We start from the raw sequence: 14,050 nt of genomic DNA, 5'->3' as shown, positions 1-14,050 counted from the left end.
CTGACTAGGCAAACCGAAACTTCATGTACTTGATGGTTTCCCCCTTTTCGGTGAAAATCAACTCGTACTTGGTTTTGATCCCGTAGTGCTCTTCCCAAAGGTCGGACTGATAGAGATCAAAAGTGTACTCCATATCAACGGTAGTGTACTTCTCTTTCAACAAGTCTAATGTGTACTGAAAGAGTGGCGTGCTGTCGGTTTTAAAATATACCCAACCGTCTTTCTTCAACATGCTTTTGTACATATCAAGAAACCTGGGCGAAGTAAGACGACGCTTCACATCTCGGTCTTTCGGCCTGGGGTCTGGAAAAGTAATCCAAATGGCAGACACCTCCCCTGCTTCAAAAAAATTGTCTATCATTTGAATTTGCGTGCGCAGAAACCCCACATTGGTAAGCCCGAGTGCCTGTGCCCGCTGGCTTCCCTTCCAAATTCTATCTCCTTTTATATCAACACCAATAAAGTTCTTGTCGCTGAACCGTTCCGCCAATCCAACAGAATATTCTCCCCTGCCACAGCCAAGCTCTACCACAAGCGGCAAGTCGTTATCAAAAAATTCGTCATTCCACCGTCCCTTAATCGCCTCAAAAAGCGGCTTCCCTTCTTCAAGCACATTCCTGCTTTCACGGTTCTGCTTGTACCTATCGGTCTTGTTTCTCACTACTACAACTGATCTATTTCTGCTACTACAAAAGTACTTCCGCCTACAAAAATGACATCCTTCTCTCCAGCTTTTTTGTTGGCCTTGCCAATTCCTTCATTTACGTCACTAACCACCTCTCCTGAATATCCCTCCGCTCTTGCTTCCTCATAAAGCCGTTCAGCGGGCAGCGCTCTGGGAATGCTGGCCGCAGTGAAATAGTAGTAGGCATCCCTCGGCAATACACTCCACAGCTTCGACCTGTCCTTATCGCTCACGACCCCGATAACGATGTACAGTTGCCCATGGATGTTCTCGCTGAGCTGTCCGAACAACTCCCTCATGCCCTCTTCATTGTGGCCCACATCGCATATTATCAGCGGCTGCTTTTGCAACACCTGCCAGCGACCTTTCAGGCCAGTCAGCCCCTTCACATTGCTGAGTCCTTTTGCTACTGCTTCATCGGAAATGTCATATCCTCTCGTGCGCAGCACATCGACGACACTGAGAATTCCCGGTAGGTTTTTGAGGTAATACTGACCTGTTAGGTCAAGGTTCAATGTCATCGGGTCAGACCCACCAGTTTTAGCTACCGAAACCACTCTTGAAAACAAGCTATACTCCTTGCTTTCAACCCTATAGCCGTCCCTGGCAATGACGACCGGGCTGTTTTCCTTTTTCGCCTTCTCAATAAACACCGCATCCAACGACCCGTAATAACCTCCGACCACCACGGGTGTGCTTTTCTTAATAATTCCTGCCTTTTCTCCTGCTATTTCTTCCAAAGTGTCACCCAGCAGGTCCATGTGGTCATAGCTAATAGAGGTAATCAGCGACACCAGTGGATTGATCACATTCGTTGAGTCGAGTCGCCCACCAAGGCCCACCTCTATCACAGCTATATCGACCTGCTCAGACGCAAAGTGGTCGAAGGCCATGGCCACTGTGGTTTCAAAAAAGCTCGGTTTTACTTTTTCTAGCACCGGCTTCATTCTTTCCACGAAAGCCATCACTTTGTCCTGGGGCATCTCCTCTCCACTGACCCGGATCCGTTCTGTGAAGTTCTTTAAATGAGGGGACGTATACAGACCAGTTTTGTAGCCTGCAGCCTGCAAAATGGCAGCAATAGAATGAGCGCTTGTTCCCTTTCCGTTCGTGCCGGCAATATGGACTGATTTGAATTTGTTGTGGGGATTGTCAAGCGCATTACACAACGCCAAAGTATTGGTGAGATCCTTTTTGATGGCCACTTTCCCCACCCGCTGAAACATCGGAAGACTACCGTAGAGGTAGTCCAGCGTTGCCTGGTACGTCATCGGCTAATTAGCGGGATTTGATAATAAATGTGATTCTTCCTGTCGATCTCGGTGGAGCGGGACTGTTCGGTGGGTTCCTTTTGAAGTAGAGGCCTTCGACCTCTCTCCTATACACTGCCTCAACAGCGGCACTTACCCCTCTCTCCAGGGTTTTGATTCCTATCACTTCGCCATTGTCGTCAACAGTGATTTCAAAGACTATACGTCCGCTTTCGTTGGAGGTATCATTTGGTTTGGGGATCTCCTCCCACGCCCAACCTGCCATATCAAGAGCAGCGCCACCTCCGCCACCCGGTGTTCCATACAGCGCACGGGCATCGACAGTTCCTTCTTTGCTTCCTTTATCACCTGTAGCAGCAGTGTTATCGCCCTGACTATTGGAGGCTACTACTTTATCGGAGGCAACACCTCCTGATGGTTTCTCAGCAGGCTTTTCTGTGGGCTCTTTCTTCGTTTCTACCGGAGTGGGTTTCGTTTCTGCCACTACGGGCTTGGTTTCCTTTTTCACCTCCTTAGGCTTCTCTTCTTCTTTCTTAGGCGTGGTAACCGGCGTTTTCACAGGTTCTTCCTTCCGCACATCAGGGCTGGCTACATTTTGTGTAACTACAGCTTCCTCTAGTGCGTTCGTAAATTCTTCTACGACTTCAGGCTCTGATGTCTCCTCTACTGGTTCCGTTACTTCAGTCTCGTTGGTCTCCTCAGGAACATCTTCATTGACCTCTTCAGCATCTGACGTGCTTTCGCTTTGCTCCACGGTAGATTCCGGCTGAACAGCACCAGACCCCTGGCTATCAAGGCCAAAGTTTAATTCTATGCCGTACTCGGGAATAGGTGGATTCGGTTCTTTCCAAGCTAAAAGAAAGGCGAAAATCAATAAAAGCAGTGCATGGACGCCCAGAGAGACCGCCGTGCCTATTCTTTCATTTTTCTTTTCTTCTTTGCTCTGAAACTCCATTACCTAATTCGGTTTTGTCGCTATCGATACTTTAGCCTCCAAAGCAGTAGCTATGCCTGCCACATAAACCAAGTGCTCCGTAGGAACAGATTTGTCAACATGCAGCACAACAACTCCCTCTTTGCCAGCGAGCTCGTTCCTTAAAACCATTTCCAGGTTGTTCCGGTTCACCAGCTTGTCATTTACATAATAACGTAAATCGCTGCTAATGGTGACACTTACTTTTTGAAGTACAATGGTTGAGCTTTTGCTGGAAGGCAAATTGACCGGCAAGCCTGAAGGTGTAACAAACGTAGCCGTGAGCATAAAGAATATCAGCAGAAGGAAGACGATGTCGGTCATCGAACTCATGCTGAATGATGCATCAACCTTATTTTTTGGGCGTAGATCCATGCTTCAGTGGTTATTTAGGCTCCTGTAGCAGGTCGATGAACTCGATAGCACTGTATTCCATTCTATGAATGACCTTTTGCATTCTGGTCACCAGGTAGTTATAGCCCAGGTAGGCAATGATACCGACAGTGAGGCCGGCCGCCGTAGTCACCATGGCTTCGTAGATGCCTGACGACAGCAACTTTGGGCTAACCGAACCTTCTTCCTGCGCAATGGCAATGAAGGCCTGTATCATACCCGTTACAGTGCCAAGGAAACCGATCATGGGGGCTGCGCCTGATATGGTCGCTAAAACTCCAAGGTTCTTCTCCAGCTTGTAAATCTCTATTTTGCCGACGTTCTCAATAGACACCTCAATGTTTTTCAAAGGGCTCCCCAGTCGGGAAAGGCCTTTTTCGATCATTCTGGCAACAGGTGTGCCAGTTTGGGCGCAAATCATTTTGGCACCATTTACATCTCCAGCCAATACTTTGGCTCTGATGTCGTCTGTAAAGTGGTCGGGAGTCTCACCTGCCTTTCTCAATGTAAGAAACCGCTCCACGAAAATGATAACGGCTACGACGGACAATAATAAAATGGGGATCATCCAGAATCCCCCTTTTAACATCAAATCAATAAGAGTGACCGACTGATCTTCAACGGCAAGATCAGCGGTGTCAATTTGCAGTAACATCATATGTTATATCAATACCTTAAAGCCCAAACTTCACCTCCGTAGGTTGACTTAGCTTTTTCGGCTTCATCCACTGCTTCCTGATAAGAGTCGAAATCGGAAATACTCACTCTGTAAAACCTCGATTTCCCGAAGGGCTTGATAACAGTTGAGTTCAAACCCTCTTTTGCCAGCTTCTTACCATAGTCATCGGCTAAATCCCCATCGAAAAAGCTACCCACTATTACATAAGAACGACCAGTTCTTTCAGTTAGTGTAACGACTTCGCCGGTTGTGTTAACTGGCTTCTTCACTACAGGCTCTTCTTTTTTAACAGGCTCCGGCTTTGGTTCAACCGGCTTAGGCTCCGCTTTCTCGACTTTTGGCGTTGCTTTGGCAACTACTTTCTTGTCGTCATCTTTATGATGCCAGTACAAAAAGGCAAAACCTATAAGAACAAAGGCCACCGCCCCTATGATAATAATCCTTGTGAAGCTCTTGGCAGAGTCGCCACCCTCATTGGCTTCCTGATAAGCCTGTTGTTTGAACGATGGAGGGGGAGCTCCGCCAAATACATTTGAAACCTCCTCATGGCTTGGCTCCTCAACGTCAAAAATTGAACTCACCTGGCTATCATCTTCCTGAAAAGAAGACGTTTCTGGCTCACCAAAAACCGAGCTGGGTTCTTCAGTTGGAGTATCGCTGGAAGAATCGTCCTCAGCTTCGTCTTCATCGTCATCCAGTGCTTCATATTCAAGTTCCGGAAGTCCGAAGTCCTCATCATCCTGGGGTGCGTTTGAACCACTCTGTTCTTCCTTGTCTTTGTTTGCTTTGCTTTTAGCCATTTATTAAGAGGTTGAGAGTACTTTAGATTCGTTATAAGCTAAACTCAGTTGAAGTAACAATTCCGTAAAATAGAAATTTCTTATGTTTTAATGAAAAAATTCCTAGCCGCAAATAAAGAAACTTTTTTGGAATAATTTAAGAACACCTTAGAATGAATAAGAAAAACCTGCTTTGAAAGTAAGCCCCCTTACCGGATAATTTGAAAGTAATTGATACTGCTGGTTGGCTAAATTGTGAAACTGAAGAAATATTGTTGCTCTTTCAGATAGCAAATAATCAAGATCAATGTAAACGTCAGTCGCTGCTTTCAATTCTTCGGATTGTCCTAAATTCCAGTCGTAGGCTTTTATCCCTCCGAGGTATGCTAAACCTGCCTTTGTTCTCATTTTGTTAAAGGCAAGAAAACTTCCATTGAATGCTATTCTATAACCCGGCATATGCCAGGCCTCTTCAAAAGTATCGGAGCTGTAATTGTAATAATTGACTTGCAGACCCAAATTGATGGAACTTCCCAGGTAAAAGTCGCTGGCCATGTACAAATCCAATACTTTGAAATTGGCGGTGTCGTAGGCCAAAATAAACTTCGACGGGTCATCAGGCGAGTTGAGAAAAACGCCAAATTGCTTGAAGACCTTTTGCGAAAGGCCCACTTTATAGCTCATAAAAGCCAGATTCCCCTGTGCACCCAGCCCGAGGTTCAAGATATTATTGGAATTATGAATATCTACTCCCTGAGCTAGATAAGGATTGCGTGCACTCATGCCCTGCCATGTATTCAACTGGCTGTTTCCTGATAGTTCACCAAAAATGCCAAAGGATTTGCCGAATTGGTATTTCCCTTTCAAAACGGGGTATACCTGCGAGGCAGGCACCAATGAGTCGGACTGATATACATATCGAATACCAGCTGATACCTGATAATTGTCGCCAGTGTACACCACGGAAGGCTCAAGCCCAATTCTTTGCCTGCTGGTGCTCAAAGAATCTTTGTAACCTATTAAGTCAGCGAAAACGCCCACATGCCCGGTGAGTGCACTTTGCAATTCCATGGAAAGATCCGCATTCACTTTCACCCAGTTTTCCGAGATATCCAGGTTGTCACTTTGTCCATTGTAGGCAAGGCCTCCAGAAATACTGATATCAGACTCGGACGATGAGTTGTCGATATTTACAGACACGCCATACTTATTGAAGTTTCTCTTCAGGCTGTCCTCTCCCTCAGTTACTGAAACTGACGGGTCGTATCCATAAAAATTAAAGCGTGAAAGCTTGTAGTAAGCATCTCCCGATGCAGTAAACCCATCCCCAAAATAGCTCGCCTCCCCTTTCAGCAGGGTCTCTCCTGATGCGCTGTTCCTGCCGTCAACAGGGCCTTTGCCAAATGAAAGATGTTTTGCCTGAAACCCGGCCAGGTACTGCTTGTTCCTTTTGTTGTAGAGGTAAAGCTCACCCAGCGGGGAGTTGTAGTTGCCATAGCCAAGCTTCACCAGATTACCATAATACTTTTCCAATGGCTCCGCCTGAAGCTTCAATGCCTTGATGTCGACGGTCGTAGGCGGAACCGTTACGTCGAGGGCGGGGAAAACGTATTCCTGCTTGATACCACCCGTTTCAATGGCTACAGGAGGTATTTTCTCAAAGCTTCGGGGCTGAAAGGGCAATACTATTTCCCTGTCCTTTTCTATTACAACTTCTGCTTCCTGTATTTCCCCCGCTTCTTCCCACTGCTCCTGCGACCAGGCCGGCAGACTCATCAAAAGACAAATGCAGAACAGTAAGCTTTTATACATTTTCGGCATAATTAATTTCTCTTTTGACTTGTGCTATCCTTTTTAATCGGTGACTCATCGCTGTCTTTTTGTGTTACCGCCTCGACCTCTCTTTTGTCCACTTCCTGCAACTTGGTTCGTGCAGCGGCTTTCATCTCAGGCAGCGGGCTGTTGGTAATCACCGACTCCAGGGTTGCTTTTGCCTGAAACAGCTCATTCAACGCCAGGTAGTTGTCGGCAATGAGTAAAAATGACTTTCCTAACCAATAGTCATAAACTGCATATGACTTATTCAGGCCAAACAACGTTTCAAGCGAACGCTTGTACTCTTTTTGCTTGTACTGAATCAATCCGACGTAATATTGTGACTCAGCGGCATTTATGTCCTTGGCGGCATTTACCACGGCCAAAAACTCATCCAATGCAGCACCATACTGATTACGTTCGAATGCAATTTTCCCCACATAGGTGCCGGCTTTGTTCTGGGCATTGAATGCCACCTTGTCGTCGCCCAGGATTCTCTCAGCATACACCTGGGACGAATCCAGCGCATTGGCGGCAAAATGAGACTCCATCAGTCCTTCTCTGGCGGTGTACAAATCCCGTTTGCTATCGGACGACACCCTAAGCTTGTGCCAGTATTTGATGGCCACGGGATAGTTTTTGTTGCTATACTCCAATGCGCCGATCCGCTGGTATACCTTGGCCGGAGACACCGTCTGCATGTCTCCAATCAGCTGATAATATGCCTCTAGTGCTGGTGCTGTTTGATTGAGCCTGTAATAGCTCTCTCCTACGTAATAAAGTGCCTCCGCAGCATTGATACTTTGGGGGTACGACACCCTATAGGCTCTTAAAGCATTGACCGCTTCTGTGTACTTCTGCTCAAAATAGAGGTTTCTGGCCCTTTCATATTCAACACTTTCCAACGCTTTGTCATCGGGATTGGCCTTCTTATAAAGGGCTATGTATTGATCAACTTCATTTGACTTGCCCATTAGTGCCAATACCTCTTGCAGCCCGAGCAAAGCACTATTGGCCAAAGTATGCTGCGGGTATTCTTCCAGCACTTTCTTATAGTCGTTAGCTGAGGCAGGATACTCCTTCAGGTTGTAGCTGCTTGATGCCCGGCGCACCAATGCGTAAGGCATAAACCCACTGTTGGGGTATTTGCTAATAACGCTGCTAAAACCCGCTTTGGCCCTGGCGTAGTCGCCAGCTTCGAAGTCGAGCTGAGCCGATTGGAACGTGGCGTCGTCAGCATAGCGAGAGTTAGGAAAAGCCTTTGTCACCTGATCAAGCTCTCTCTTTGCATCTTCTCGCCTATTCTGAAAACCAAGAATCACCCCCCGCTGATAGAGCAAGTAGTCCCTTTCCTTAAATCCGTTAGAGCCTGCCTGCTGGTAGAAGGTCAGGGCTTCATCGTATTTCTTCTGAGCATAAAGGCAGTCTGCCAGCCTCACCTCTGCATCACGGTTGTTGTCGGGCCGACGGTTGTTTACATAAGCCTTGAAATAGGTGACAGCCTCAGGGTATCTGTTTAGGTTAAAAAGGGCATAGCCCATGCCATAGTTGGCTTTGTGGACGGTTAAGGAATTGCTCCTCCGTCCCTTTTGCAGTGCCATCGTATAGCTGCCAATGGCGTCTTCATATTTTTTTCCTGTCGAGAAGGCCTCTCCTTTCCAGAACCATGCGTCAATTTCTAATTCTGGATCCAGCGGGTAGCGCAGAGAGTTGTCGAACATCTGCACCGACTCATAGAACTTACCGCTGTTGAACAACTGAGTGGCATTGAGAAAGGCTGCTTTTTGATAGGCCTTTTTGATCCGCTGACTTCCCAGGCCCACTTTCTCGAAATAGGCCAGCGCCCTGTCGTAGTTGCTGGAGTTGACGTAGGCCTCGGCTATCATGTCCTGCGCATCTCCCTTGTCGGACGACTGAGGATACTCCCGCATGTATTTTTCAAGCACAGGAATCGCCTGTTCGTAGTTCCCCAGGTCCATGTGCACCTGCGCCAACTTAAACATAGCCCGTTCCTTTACCTTCTCGTCGTATTCAGTGTCGGCAGCTTGCTGGTAGGCACTTACTGCAAATGACTTATTGCCCTCCATGATGTAAAGATCGCCCAGGTAATAAGAGGCAGCCTGCCCTATTTCATCTTTCTCCAGGGCCACATACTTAAAGTTCTCAATAGCTTTGGCGGGCTGTTTTGCCTGCATATAGCTGTAAGAAATCCTGAAGAGCACCGGCGCTACAGGCTTCTTGCGCATCGGCTTCATGTACTGCTCATAATAAGGCAAAGCCTTTGCGTAGTCCTTCTGCTCGTAGTAAGCTTCAGCAGCATACAATGCCACCTGATCAACATTCTTCGCTTCCTTCGTGCCAGTCAGGTACGGCCTGGTATAACTAACCAGCTCTTTGAAATCATTTTTTCTGTACAGTGTGGCGGCTACCAACTCAGGAACAATCGTTTCATAGCCGTCGCTTTCTCCTGCCACCCTAAGGTCAGCCAGGGCATTGTCGTATTGCTTGAGCTGGAAGTAGATGTAGCCTGCGTAGTAATGGGCTGGCGCTTTATATTCTCCATCCGGCTTCTTCACCAGATTAAAATGTGGCAAGGCTTCTTCAAACTTCTTCAGCGTGAATAGCGAAAAACCCCAATGGAAGTAAAATTCAGGTCTTTCAGCCGTGGGGAGGCGCTCAGGTTTGGCTTTGGCATAAAACTCTGCTGCCTTGCTATAGTTTTCCTGTCGGTAATAGAAGTTACCAACCTCGTAGTAACCGGTAAGGGCTCTTGGATGGTTTGGATATTCTGTAAGAAACCTCTCGAAAAGACCCTCTGCATCAGCATGCTGTAGTGAGAGTCCGCAAAAAGCCTGAAAATAGAGCGCATCAGCCACATTCGAACCACTCGGGTCAGCCTTTAAATAAGCCTCGAACGATTTTCGGGCAGCCGCAAACTTGTTTTGATTGAACAAGTTTACCCCTTGCTGGTAAAAATTCCCCTCACGGGAGTCGCTGATGGATGTTTGCGCCAACAGAAGCTCGAAGCTTCCTGCAAACATCACTGCGATCAATATTAGAATACCTGTCCTTATCTGTTTGGTCACTTGAAAGTAGGTTTAACCCCTTGAACGATTTAATGCATCAACTTGTATACCAATTCTTTCATTAAATCCTCTTCACTGATTGAATTGCTGGTAACGCCCTTTGCCTGAAGGTCAGCGTTTTTCAGCAAATGGATATTGCGAATAACCATCATAGCGCTGTAGTTTCTGGCTGCCACCTTGTACTCTTTCACAAAGAACGGAGAAACTCCTATTTTTCGTGCAAGTTCGTCGTCGGACGCCTGGTTATTTTTGTGCAAGAGCAGCAGCTTGGTGAAGTAAGTGAACAGAATAACCAAAAGCGGAATAACGGGGTGACTTTTCGTGTTGGCTCCAAAGTACTGGACAATTTGAAAAGCCTTTTTATGGTCTTTCATTCCAATGGCCTTCTGAAGCTCAAATTCATTAAAGTCTTTGCTGATGCCCACAAACCGCTGGATATGATGCTCATCCACCACCGTGTCACCAGGCAGGTTGACCTTCACTTTCTTCAGCTCGTTATGTATCCTTTCAAGGTTGTTACCAATATGCTCTGAAAGCATATACACAGCTTTTTCGCTCAACTTTAGCTGAAGGTCGGCGGCAAACACCTTGATCCACTCAGGCACCTTGTTGTCGTAAATCCTTTTCTCAGCCAGCACCACGCAGGCTTTCTCCAATTCCTTGGCCAGCTTTTTCCGGGCATCAATTGTTTTGTATTTGTAACAGAACACCAGCACGGTGCTTATGTTGGGCTTTTCCAGATAAGCAGTAAGGGCTTTTTCGCCTTCTTCCCTATTCAAATCGGCAATGTCCTGGGCTTCTTTCACGAGCACCACCCGTCGCTCGGCCATCATTGGAAACTGCCTGGCGTGATTTAAAATATCTATGATCTTATTTTCCTTGCCGTAGAGAACTGTTTGGTTAAAGCCCTTGAGCCCTTCATCAAGGGCATGCTGCTCAATATAGTCGGCTATTGAATCAATAAAGAAGGGTTCTTCTCCCTGGAGCCAATAAATAGGCGCATAGGTATTGGATTTTACGTCTTTGAGAATTTCGTGATAGCCTTTAGGCATGAAAAGCAGATTGATTTATTCGGCTGCTAAGATAGTTACTTCGAACAAAAGTGAAGACTGCCCTTTCAGGATTATCTCTTTTTGGCTGATAAAAGGTAAGGTTTAATTCGATCTTCCATTTAATGCCACTAAATGTATAAGCGGCGCTAAAAATTACATTCACTGCAAAGCCCTTAAACATACTCAACGGGAAATACAAGTCCCATTTCAGTGCCGGTGCTTCGCTAATTGGCAAAAATTACCCAAAACCTTACACCGATAATACTTCACTTTAAATGAGCGAATATCCCGACCCAATGTAGCATACCTTTGAAACATCATAAAACAAAAACTTTACAGCTATGAGAATTCAACACAGATTTGCCGACTTCAATCACCTGGGATTAATGATCGTTGAAATGTTCAGAGGGAAAAGAAAGAGGAATCACTCGATCTAAAGAGCTTTCGGCGACTGCCACGTGCGCTTCATCTAAGCAAAACTCGGCTTGGTCGCTTTTTACCCACCAGCAGTTTAATAGATCATACTTTTGTCAAAAAAATAGAAATCATGAGAGTAAAATCAGCAATCAAAGACTTAAATCATTTGGGAATGGTTATCGTAGAAATCTTCAAAGGGAAGAAGAAGACGGCCTCCAAATAATAACTCTCTAAAAGTACAGACAGAAATATTTTGTACTTTTAAAAGAAAACTTCCTCGAAAACGCTCCAACGGGACGTCGTGCAGATACAGATCACAACAAAAGTAACCGAAGTCGACAAGTTGGTTGATGCCGTAGTGCATGATAACTTGGAGTTTTTTGAGTTAAAGCTAGAAACTAAAAATATTTAAGGGTGGAGAGCATTTGGCTATATAAATAGTCATATGGCTTGTTGCAAAATTTATAGTTTTGAAAAAAAGTAACGATAAATTTTGCAGACAAAGATTACAATTTGCGATTATTACACAGTAAATTGTTCATCTGAACAAGTTCACTCTAAAACGACAGACTAATGAATGTTAGAAAACACCTGAGTGCCCTGATAGGACTTGCACTTGTTGACCATGACTTTTCTGATAATGAGAAGCATTTAATACTGTCTATTGGGAAGGCACACAAAATAAGTGAGAGAGAGATAGAGGAGTTGATTCTGCGTCCGGAAAAGGTAGATATGGATTCGTTAAATGACGACCAGAAATTTGAGTTGCTTTATGACTTGGTGTTGCTGATGAAAGTTGACAGAGAGGTATATTATAGTGAGATTAACTATTGCCAGGAAATAGCTACGAGGCTTGGTTTTGACAAAGCCGTAATCGCTGAACTCTCTTCGAAAATATATTCTGATCCAGCCATCACATCCGACAAAGCGCATTTAAGACAGAAAGTTCTTGCGTTTAAGAAGGCATAACCAGATTTAAAATCTTAAATGTAGGCTCACTAGTGAGCCTTTTTTTATGCCATTAGCAGCGTAATAGTTTCCGCTACCAATGCATCTTTTTCACTTCCTTCTAACTCCAGGTTGTTCTTAGTGAATAGTTTAATGCCAGAAGTTCCCTCCTCTATTTTTAATAGCTTTGTCTTCAACCTCACCCTGGCATTTACTGGCACTGGTGCAAGAAATCTGATCTTTTCACTGCCGTAATTGATCGCCATAGCTGCCAGTTTAAACTCAACAAGCTGCGCTTTCAGCCTGGGAAGAAGTGAAAGCAGGAAGAAGCCATGAACGATAGTTGTGCCGAAGGCCGAGGCAGCCGCCCTGGAAGTATCCACATGAATCCACTGGTGATCGCCGGTAGCAGCCGCAAATGCATTGATCATGCCCTGGTCTATCTTCAGCCAGTCAGAGGTTCCTATCTCTTGCCCTACCAGAGCCTCCATTTGCTTAATGCTGGTGATTTCGATCATTAGTGCTTCTTTGAGTTAATCTTTCTTAAAAAGAGGAAAATGGGAAATCCGGCTAACAAAAACAAAGTACTTACCAGAGCCGCCATCGGGTTTTCTAAAAGGGCGTTGAAAGAAACGATAAGAAGAAAGAGAATAAACACGACAGGAATGACCGGATAGAGCGGCACCTTGAATCCACTGTACGGTTTGTCTTTCATCTTTTTCCGGAGCACAAAAATAGCAGCGGCAGCCGTTGCCAGTATCAGCGTATCGTTGAACATCACAAGGTTGATGATCTGGTCGAACTTACCCTGTGTAATGATAAAAAACAGCACCAGCCCGGTAAATATTGACAGGGCAAACTCTTGTACCTGAGTTTTGGGGTTGACCTTCATAAACAGCCGGGGTACGGCATCGTCCTGTGCCATGGCGTGGTAGGCCCTGGGTAGCTGCATCAGTGTGGCATTGATGAAACCCAGCACCGAAATAAATATCGTGACAGACACGATCCTTCTTCCTACTTCTCCGAACACCACCTCAGCCATGTCGGCAGCGATGAGGTTGGCAGATTTAACACCTTCAAAGCCAAGCACGGCCACATAACCCAGGTTAATGGACAAATAGAGAAAGAAAATAATGGCGACCCCTCCTATCACTGCCCTTGGAAAGTTTTTTCTGGGGTTGATCACGTCGCCGCCCATATTCATGATCGACTGATAGCCGCCACAGGTGTAAAACACGGAGATCAGGGCGATGCCAATGCCTGCGAAATTGAATGCGGAAGGCTCTGATTTAACAGCAACCTGTGCCACTTCCGGTGCAAGAAGCCCCAAAAGGCTAAAAAGCAAGATCATCACAATCTTGATCACCGTGATTGCGTTCAATACCCTGGCCCCCATCTTAAGCCCTGCAAAATTGATAAGGAACAACAACACAATGATCATTCCAGCGAGCCATTGGAGACCTGTTTCGCCCTGAAAAAACGTCATGGGAACAAAAGGTTGAATGTACTCTGAGCCAAGTATGGCCACCGCCGCCATGCCGGCCCCCTGCACCAGGATGATCCCAATCCAGTTGAGCATGAAGGCCAGCGCAGGATGAAAACTTTCTGACACGATCTTATAATACCCACCCGCCATGGGCTTTCTACAGCCAATTTCGGCGTACGTCAAGCCCCCAAAAAGGGCAATCACACCGCCAATTACCCAGGCCAGGAAGAAAGCAGACTCCGAGCCTGCCGCATTGGCTACCAGAGAGGGTGTGCGGAAAATGCCTATTCCAATCACCAAACTGACCACTATCATGGTGGTGTCGAACAAACCGAGCTTCGGCTCTATGTCGTTGATCTTGTCTTTCATCGTTGCCGAAAATAGGTATTTCGATCAAACAAATTGTACACAGCCCAATCAAAGGCATGATTCGACTTTAAATGGGGCAAATTCATGTCGTGGGTGT

At 45.9% G+C, this 14,050-nt stretch carries 12 protein-coding genes; 1 reads left to right on the top strand and 11 read right to left on the bottom strand.

Translation table 11 applies throughout. The features are described from left to right. Positions 1-4: 4 nt before the first annotated feature. The 9 genes from trmB to holA all read right to left on the bottom strand — a co-directional run bounded on the left by trmB (position 5) and on the right by holA (position 10,733). Complete coding sequence (gene trmB / locus GC130_RS01615; protein ID WP_151996508.1) at positions 5-661, bottom strand: tRNA (guanosine(46)-N7)-methyltransferase TrmB; 657 nt, start codon at positions 659-661, stop codon at positions 5-7. Between the two features lie 2 nt (positions 662-663). Then, on the bottom strand, positions 664-1,956 hold the full coding sequence (locus GC130_RS01610) for a folylpolyglutamate synthase/dihydrofolate synthase family protein (RefSeq protein ID WP_151996507.1): 1,293 nt from the start codon (positions 1,954-1,956) through the stop codon (positions 664-666). Between the two features lie 7 nt (positions 1,957-1,963). Then, positions 1,964-2,911, bottom strand: a complete 948-nt coding sequence (locus GC130_RS01605; RefSeq protein WP_151996506.1) for a hypothetical protein — start codon at positions 2,909-2,911, stop codon at positions 1,964-1,966. Positions 2,912-2,914: 3 nt separating this feature from the next. Beyond that, entirely contained in the window at positions 2,915-3,304 is a 390-nt protein-coding gene (locus GC130_RS01600; protein WP_151996505.1) for a biopolymer transporter ExbD, read from the bottom strand. Positions 3,305-3,314: 10 nt separating this feature from the next. Further along, a complete protein-coding gene (locus GC130_RS01595; RefSeq protein ID WP_151996504.1) occupies positions 3,315-3,980 on the bottom strand; it encodes a MotA/TolQ/ExbB proton channel family protein in 666 nt (221 codons plus the stop codon). An 8-nt stretch (positions 3,981-3,988) separates the two neighbouring features. After that, positions 3,989-4,801 carry an SPOR domain-containing protein gene (locus GC130_RS01590; RefSeq protein WP_151996503.1) on the bottom strand — a complete coding sequence of 271 codons (813 nt, stop codon included), beginning with the start codon at positions 4,799-4,801 and terminating at the stop codon, positions 3,989-3,991. 147 nt (positions 4,802-4,948) lie between these two features. Next, the gene (locus tag GC130_RS01585; RefSeq protein ID WP_151996502.1) at positions 4,949-6,592 is read right to left on the bottom strand and encodes a hypothetical protein; all 1,644 of its coding nucleotides are present in this window, start codon (positions 6,590-6,592) and stop codon (positions 4,949-4,951) included. A gap of 11 nt (positions 6,593-6,603) precedes the next feature. After that, positions 6,604-9,681: a tetratricopeptide repeat protein gene (locus tag GC130_RS01580; protein ID WP_151996501.1), complete on the bottom strand. Its 3,078-nt coding sequence runs from the start codon at positions 9,679-9,681 to the stop codon at positions 6,604-6,606. Between the two features lie 29 nt (positions 9,682-9,710). Further along, positions 9,711-10,733, bottom strand: coding sequence for a DNA polymerase III subunit delta (holA, locus tag GC130_RS01575; RefSeq protein WP_151996500.1), 1,023 nt, complete (start codon positions 10,731-10,733; stop codon positions 9,711-9,713). A gap of 990 nt (positions 10,734-11,723) precedes the next feature. On the opposite strand from holA, the gene GC130_RS01570 reads away from it, so the two are divergent. Further along, positions 11,724-12,119, top strand: coding sequence for a TerB family tellurite resistance protein (locus tag GC130_RS01570; RefSeq protein ID WP_151996499.1), 396 nt, complete (start codon positions 11,724-11,726; stop codon positions 12,117-12,119). Between the two features lie 44 nt (positions 12,120-12,163). Here GC130_RS01570 and GC130_RS01565 read toward each other — a convergent pair whose 3' ends face one another. Both GC130_RS01565 and GC130_RS01560 read right to left on the bottom strand, forming a co-directional pair. After that, positions 12,164-12,616 (bottom strand): MaoC family dehydratase, encoded by a 453-nt coding sequence (locus GC130_RS01565; RefSeq protein WP_151996498.1) that lies wholly within the window; start codon positions 12,614-12,616, stop codon positions 12,164-12,166. Further along, on the bottom strand, positions 12,616-13,953 hold the full coding sequence (locus GC130_RS01560) for an APC family permease (RefSeq protein ID WP_151996497.1): 1,338 nt from the start codon (positions 13,951-13,953) through the stop codon (positions 12,616-12,618). Before GC130_RS01560 ends, GC130_RS01565 begins: the two co-directional genes overlap by 1 nt. Positions 13,954-14,050: the final 97 nt, after the last annotated feature.

The organism is Imperialibacter sp. EC-SDR9 (assembly GCF_902498805.1).
Taxonomy (GTDB): Bacteria; Bacteroidota; Bacteroidia; order Cytophagales; family Cyclobacteriaceae; genus Imperialibacter.
This window is presented reverse-complemented; position numbering and strand designations above follow the sequence as displayed.

What these genes read in the sequence shown, in the direction of transcription:
- holA (WP_151996500.1), bottom strand. Translation starts at nt 10,733, where the DNA reads ATGCCTAAAGGCTATCACGAAATTCTCAAAGACGTAAAATCCAATACC.
- GC130_RS01560 (WP_151996497.1), bottom strand. Translation starts at nt 13,953, where the DNA reads ATGAAAGACAAGATCAACGACATAGAGCCGAAGCTCGGTTTGTTCGAC.
- GC130_RS01605 (WP_151996506.1), bottom strand. Translation starts at nt 2,911, where the DNA reads ATGGAGTTTCAGAGCAAAGAAGAAAAGAAAAATGAAAGAATAGGCACG.
- GC130_RS01610 (WP_151996507.1), bottom strand. Translation starts at nt 1,956, where the DNA reads ATGACGTACCAGGCAACGCTGGACTACCTCTACGGTAGTCTTCCGATG.
- GC130_RS01600 (WP_151996505.1), bottom strand. Translation starts at nt 3,304, where the DNA reads ATGGATCTACGCCCAAAAAATAAGGTTGATGCATCATTCAGCATGAGT.
- GC130_RS01595 (WP_151996504.1), bottom strand. Translation starts at nt 3,980, where the DNA reads ATGATGTTACTGCAAATTGACACCGCTGATCTTGCCGTTGAAGATCAG.
- GC130_RS01570 (WP_151996499.1), top strand. Translation starts at nt 11,724, where the DNA reads ATGAATGTTAGAAAACACCTGAGTGCCCTGATAGGACTTGCACTTGTT.
- GC130_RS01565 (WP_151996498.1), bottom strand. Translation starts at nt 12,616, where the DNA reads ATGATCGAAATCACCAGCATTAAGCAAATGGAGGCTCTGGTAGGGCAA.
- GC130_RS01590 (WP_151996503.1), bottom strand. Translation starts at nt 4,801, where the DNA reads ATGGCTAAAAGCAAAGCAAACAAAGACAAGGAAGAACAGAGTGGTTCA.
- GC130_RS01585 (WP_151996502.1), bottom strand. Translation starts at nt 6,592, where the DNA reads ATGTATAAAAGCTTACTGTTCTGCATTTGTCTTTTGATGAGTCTGCCG.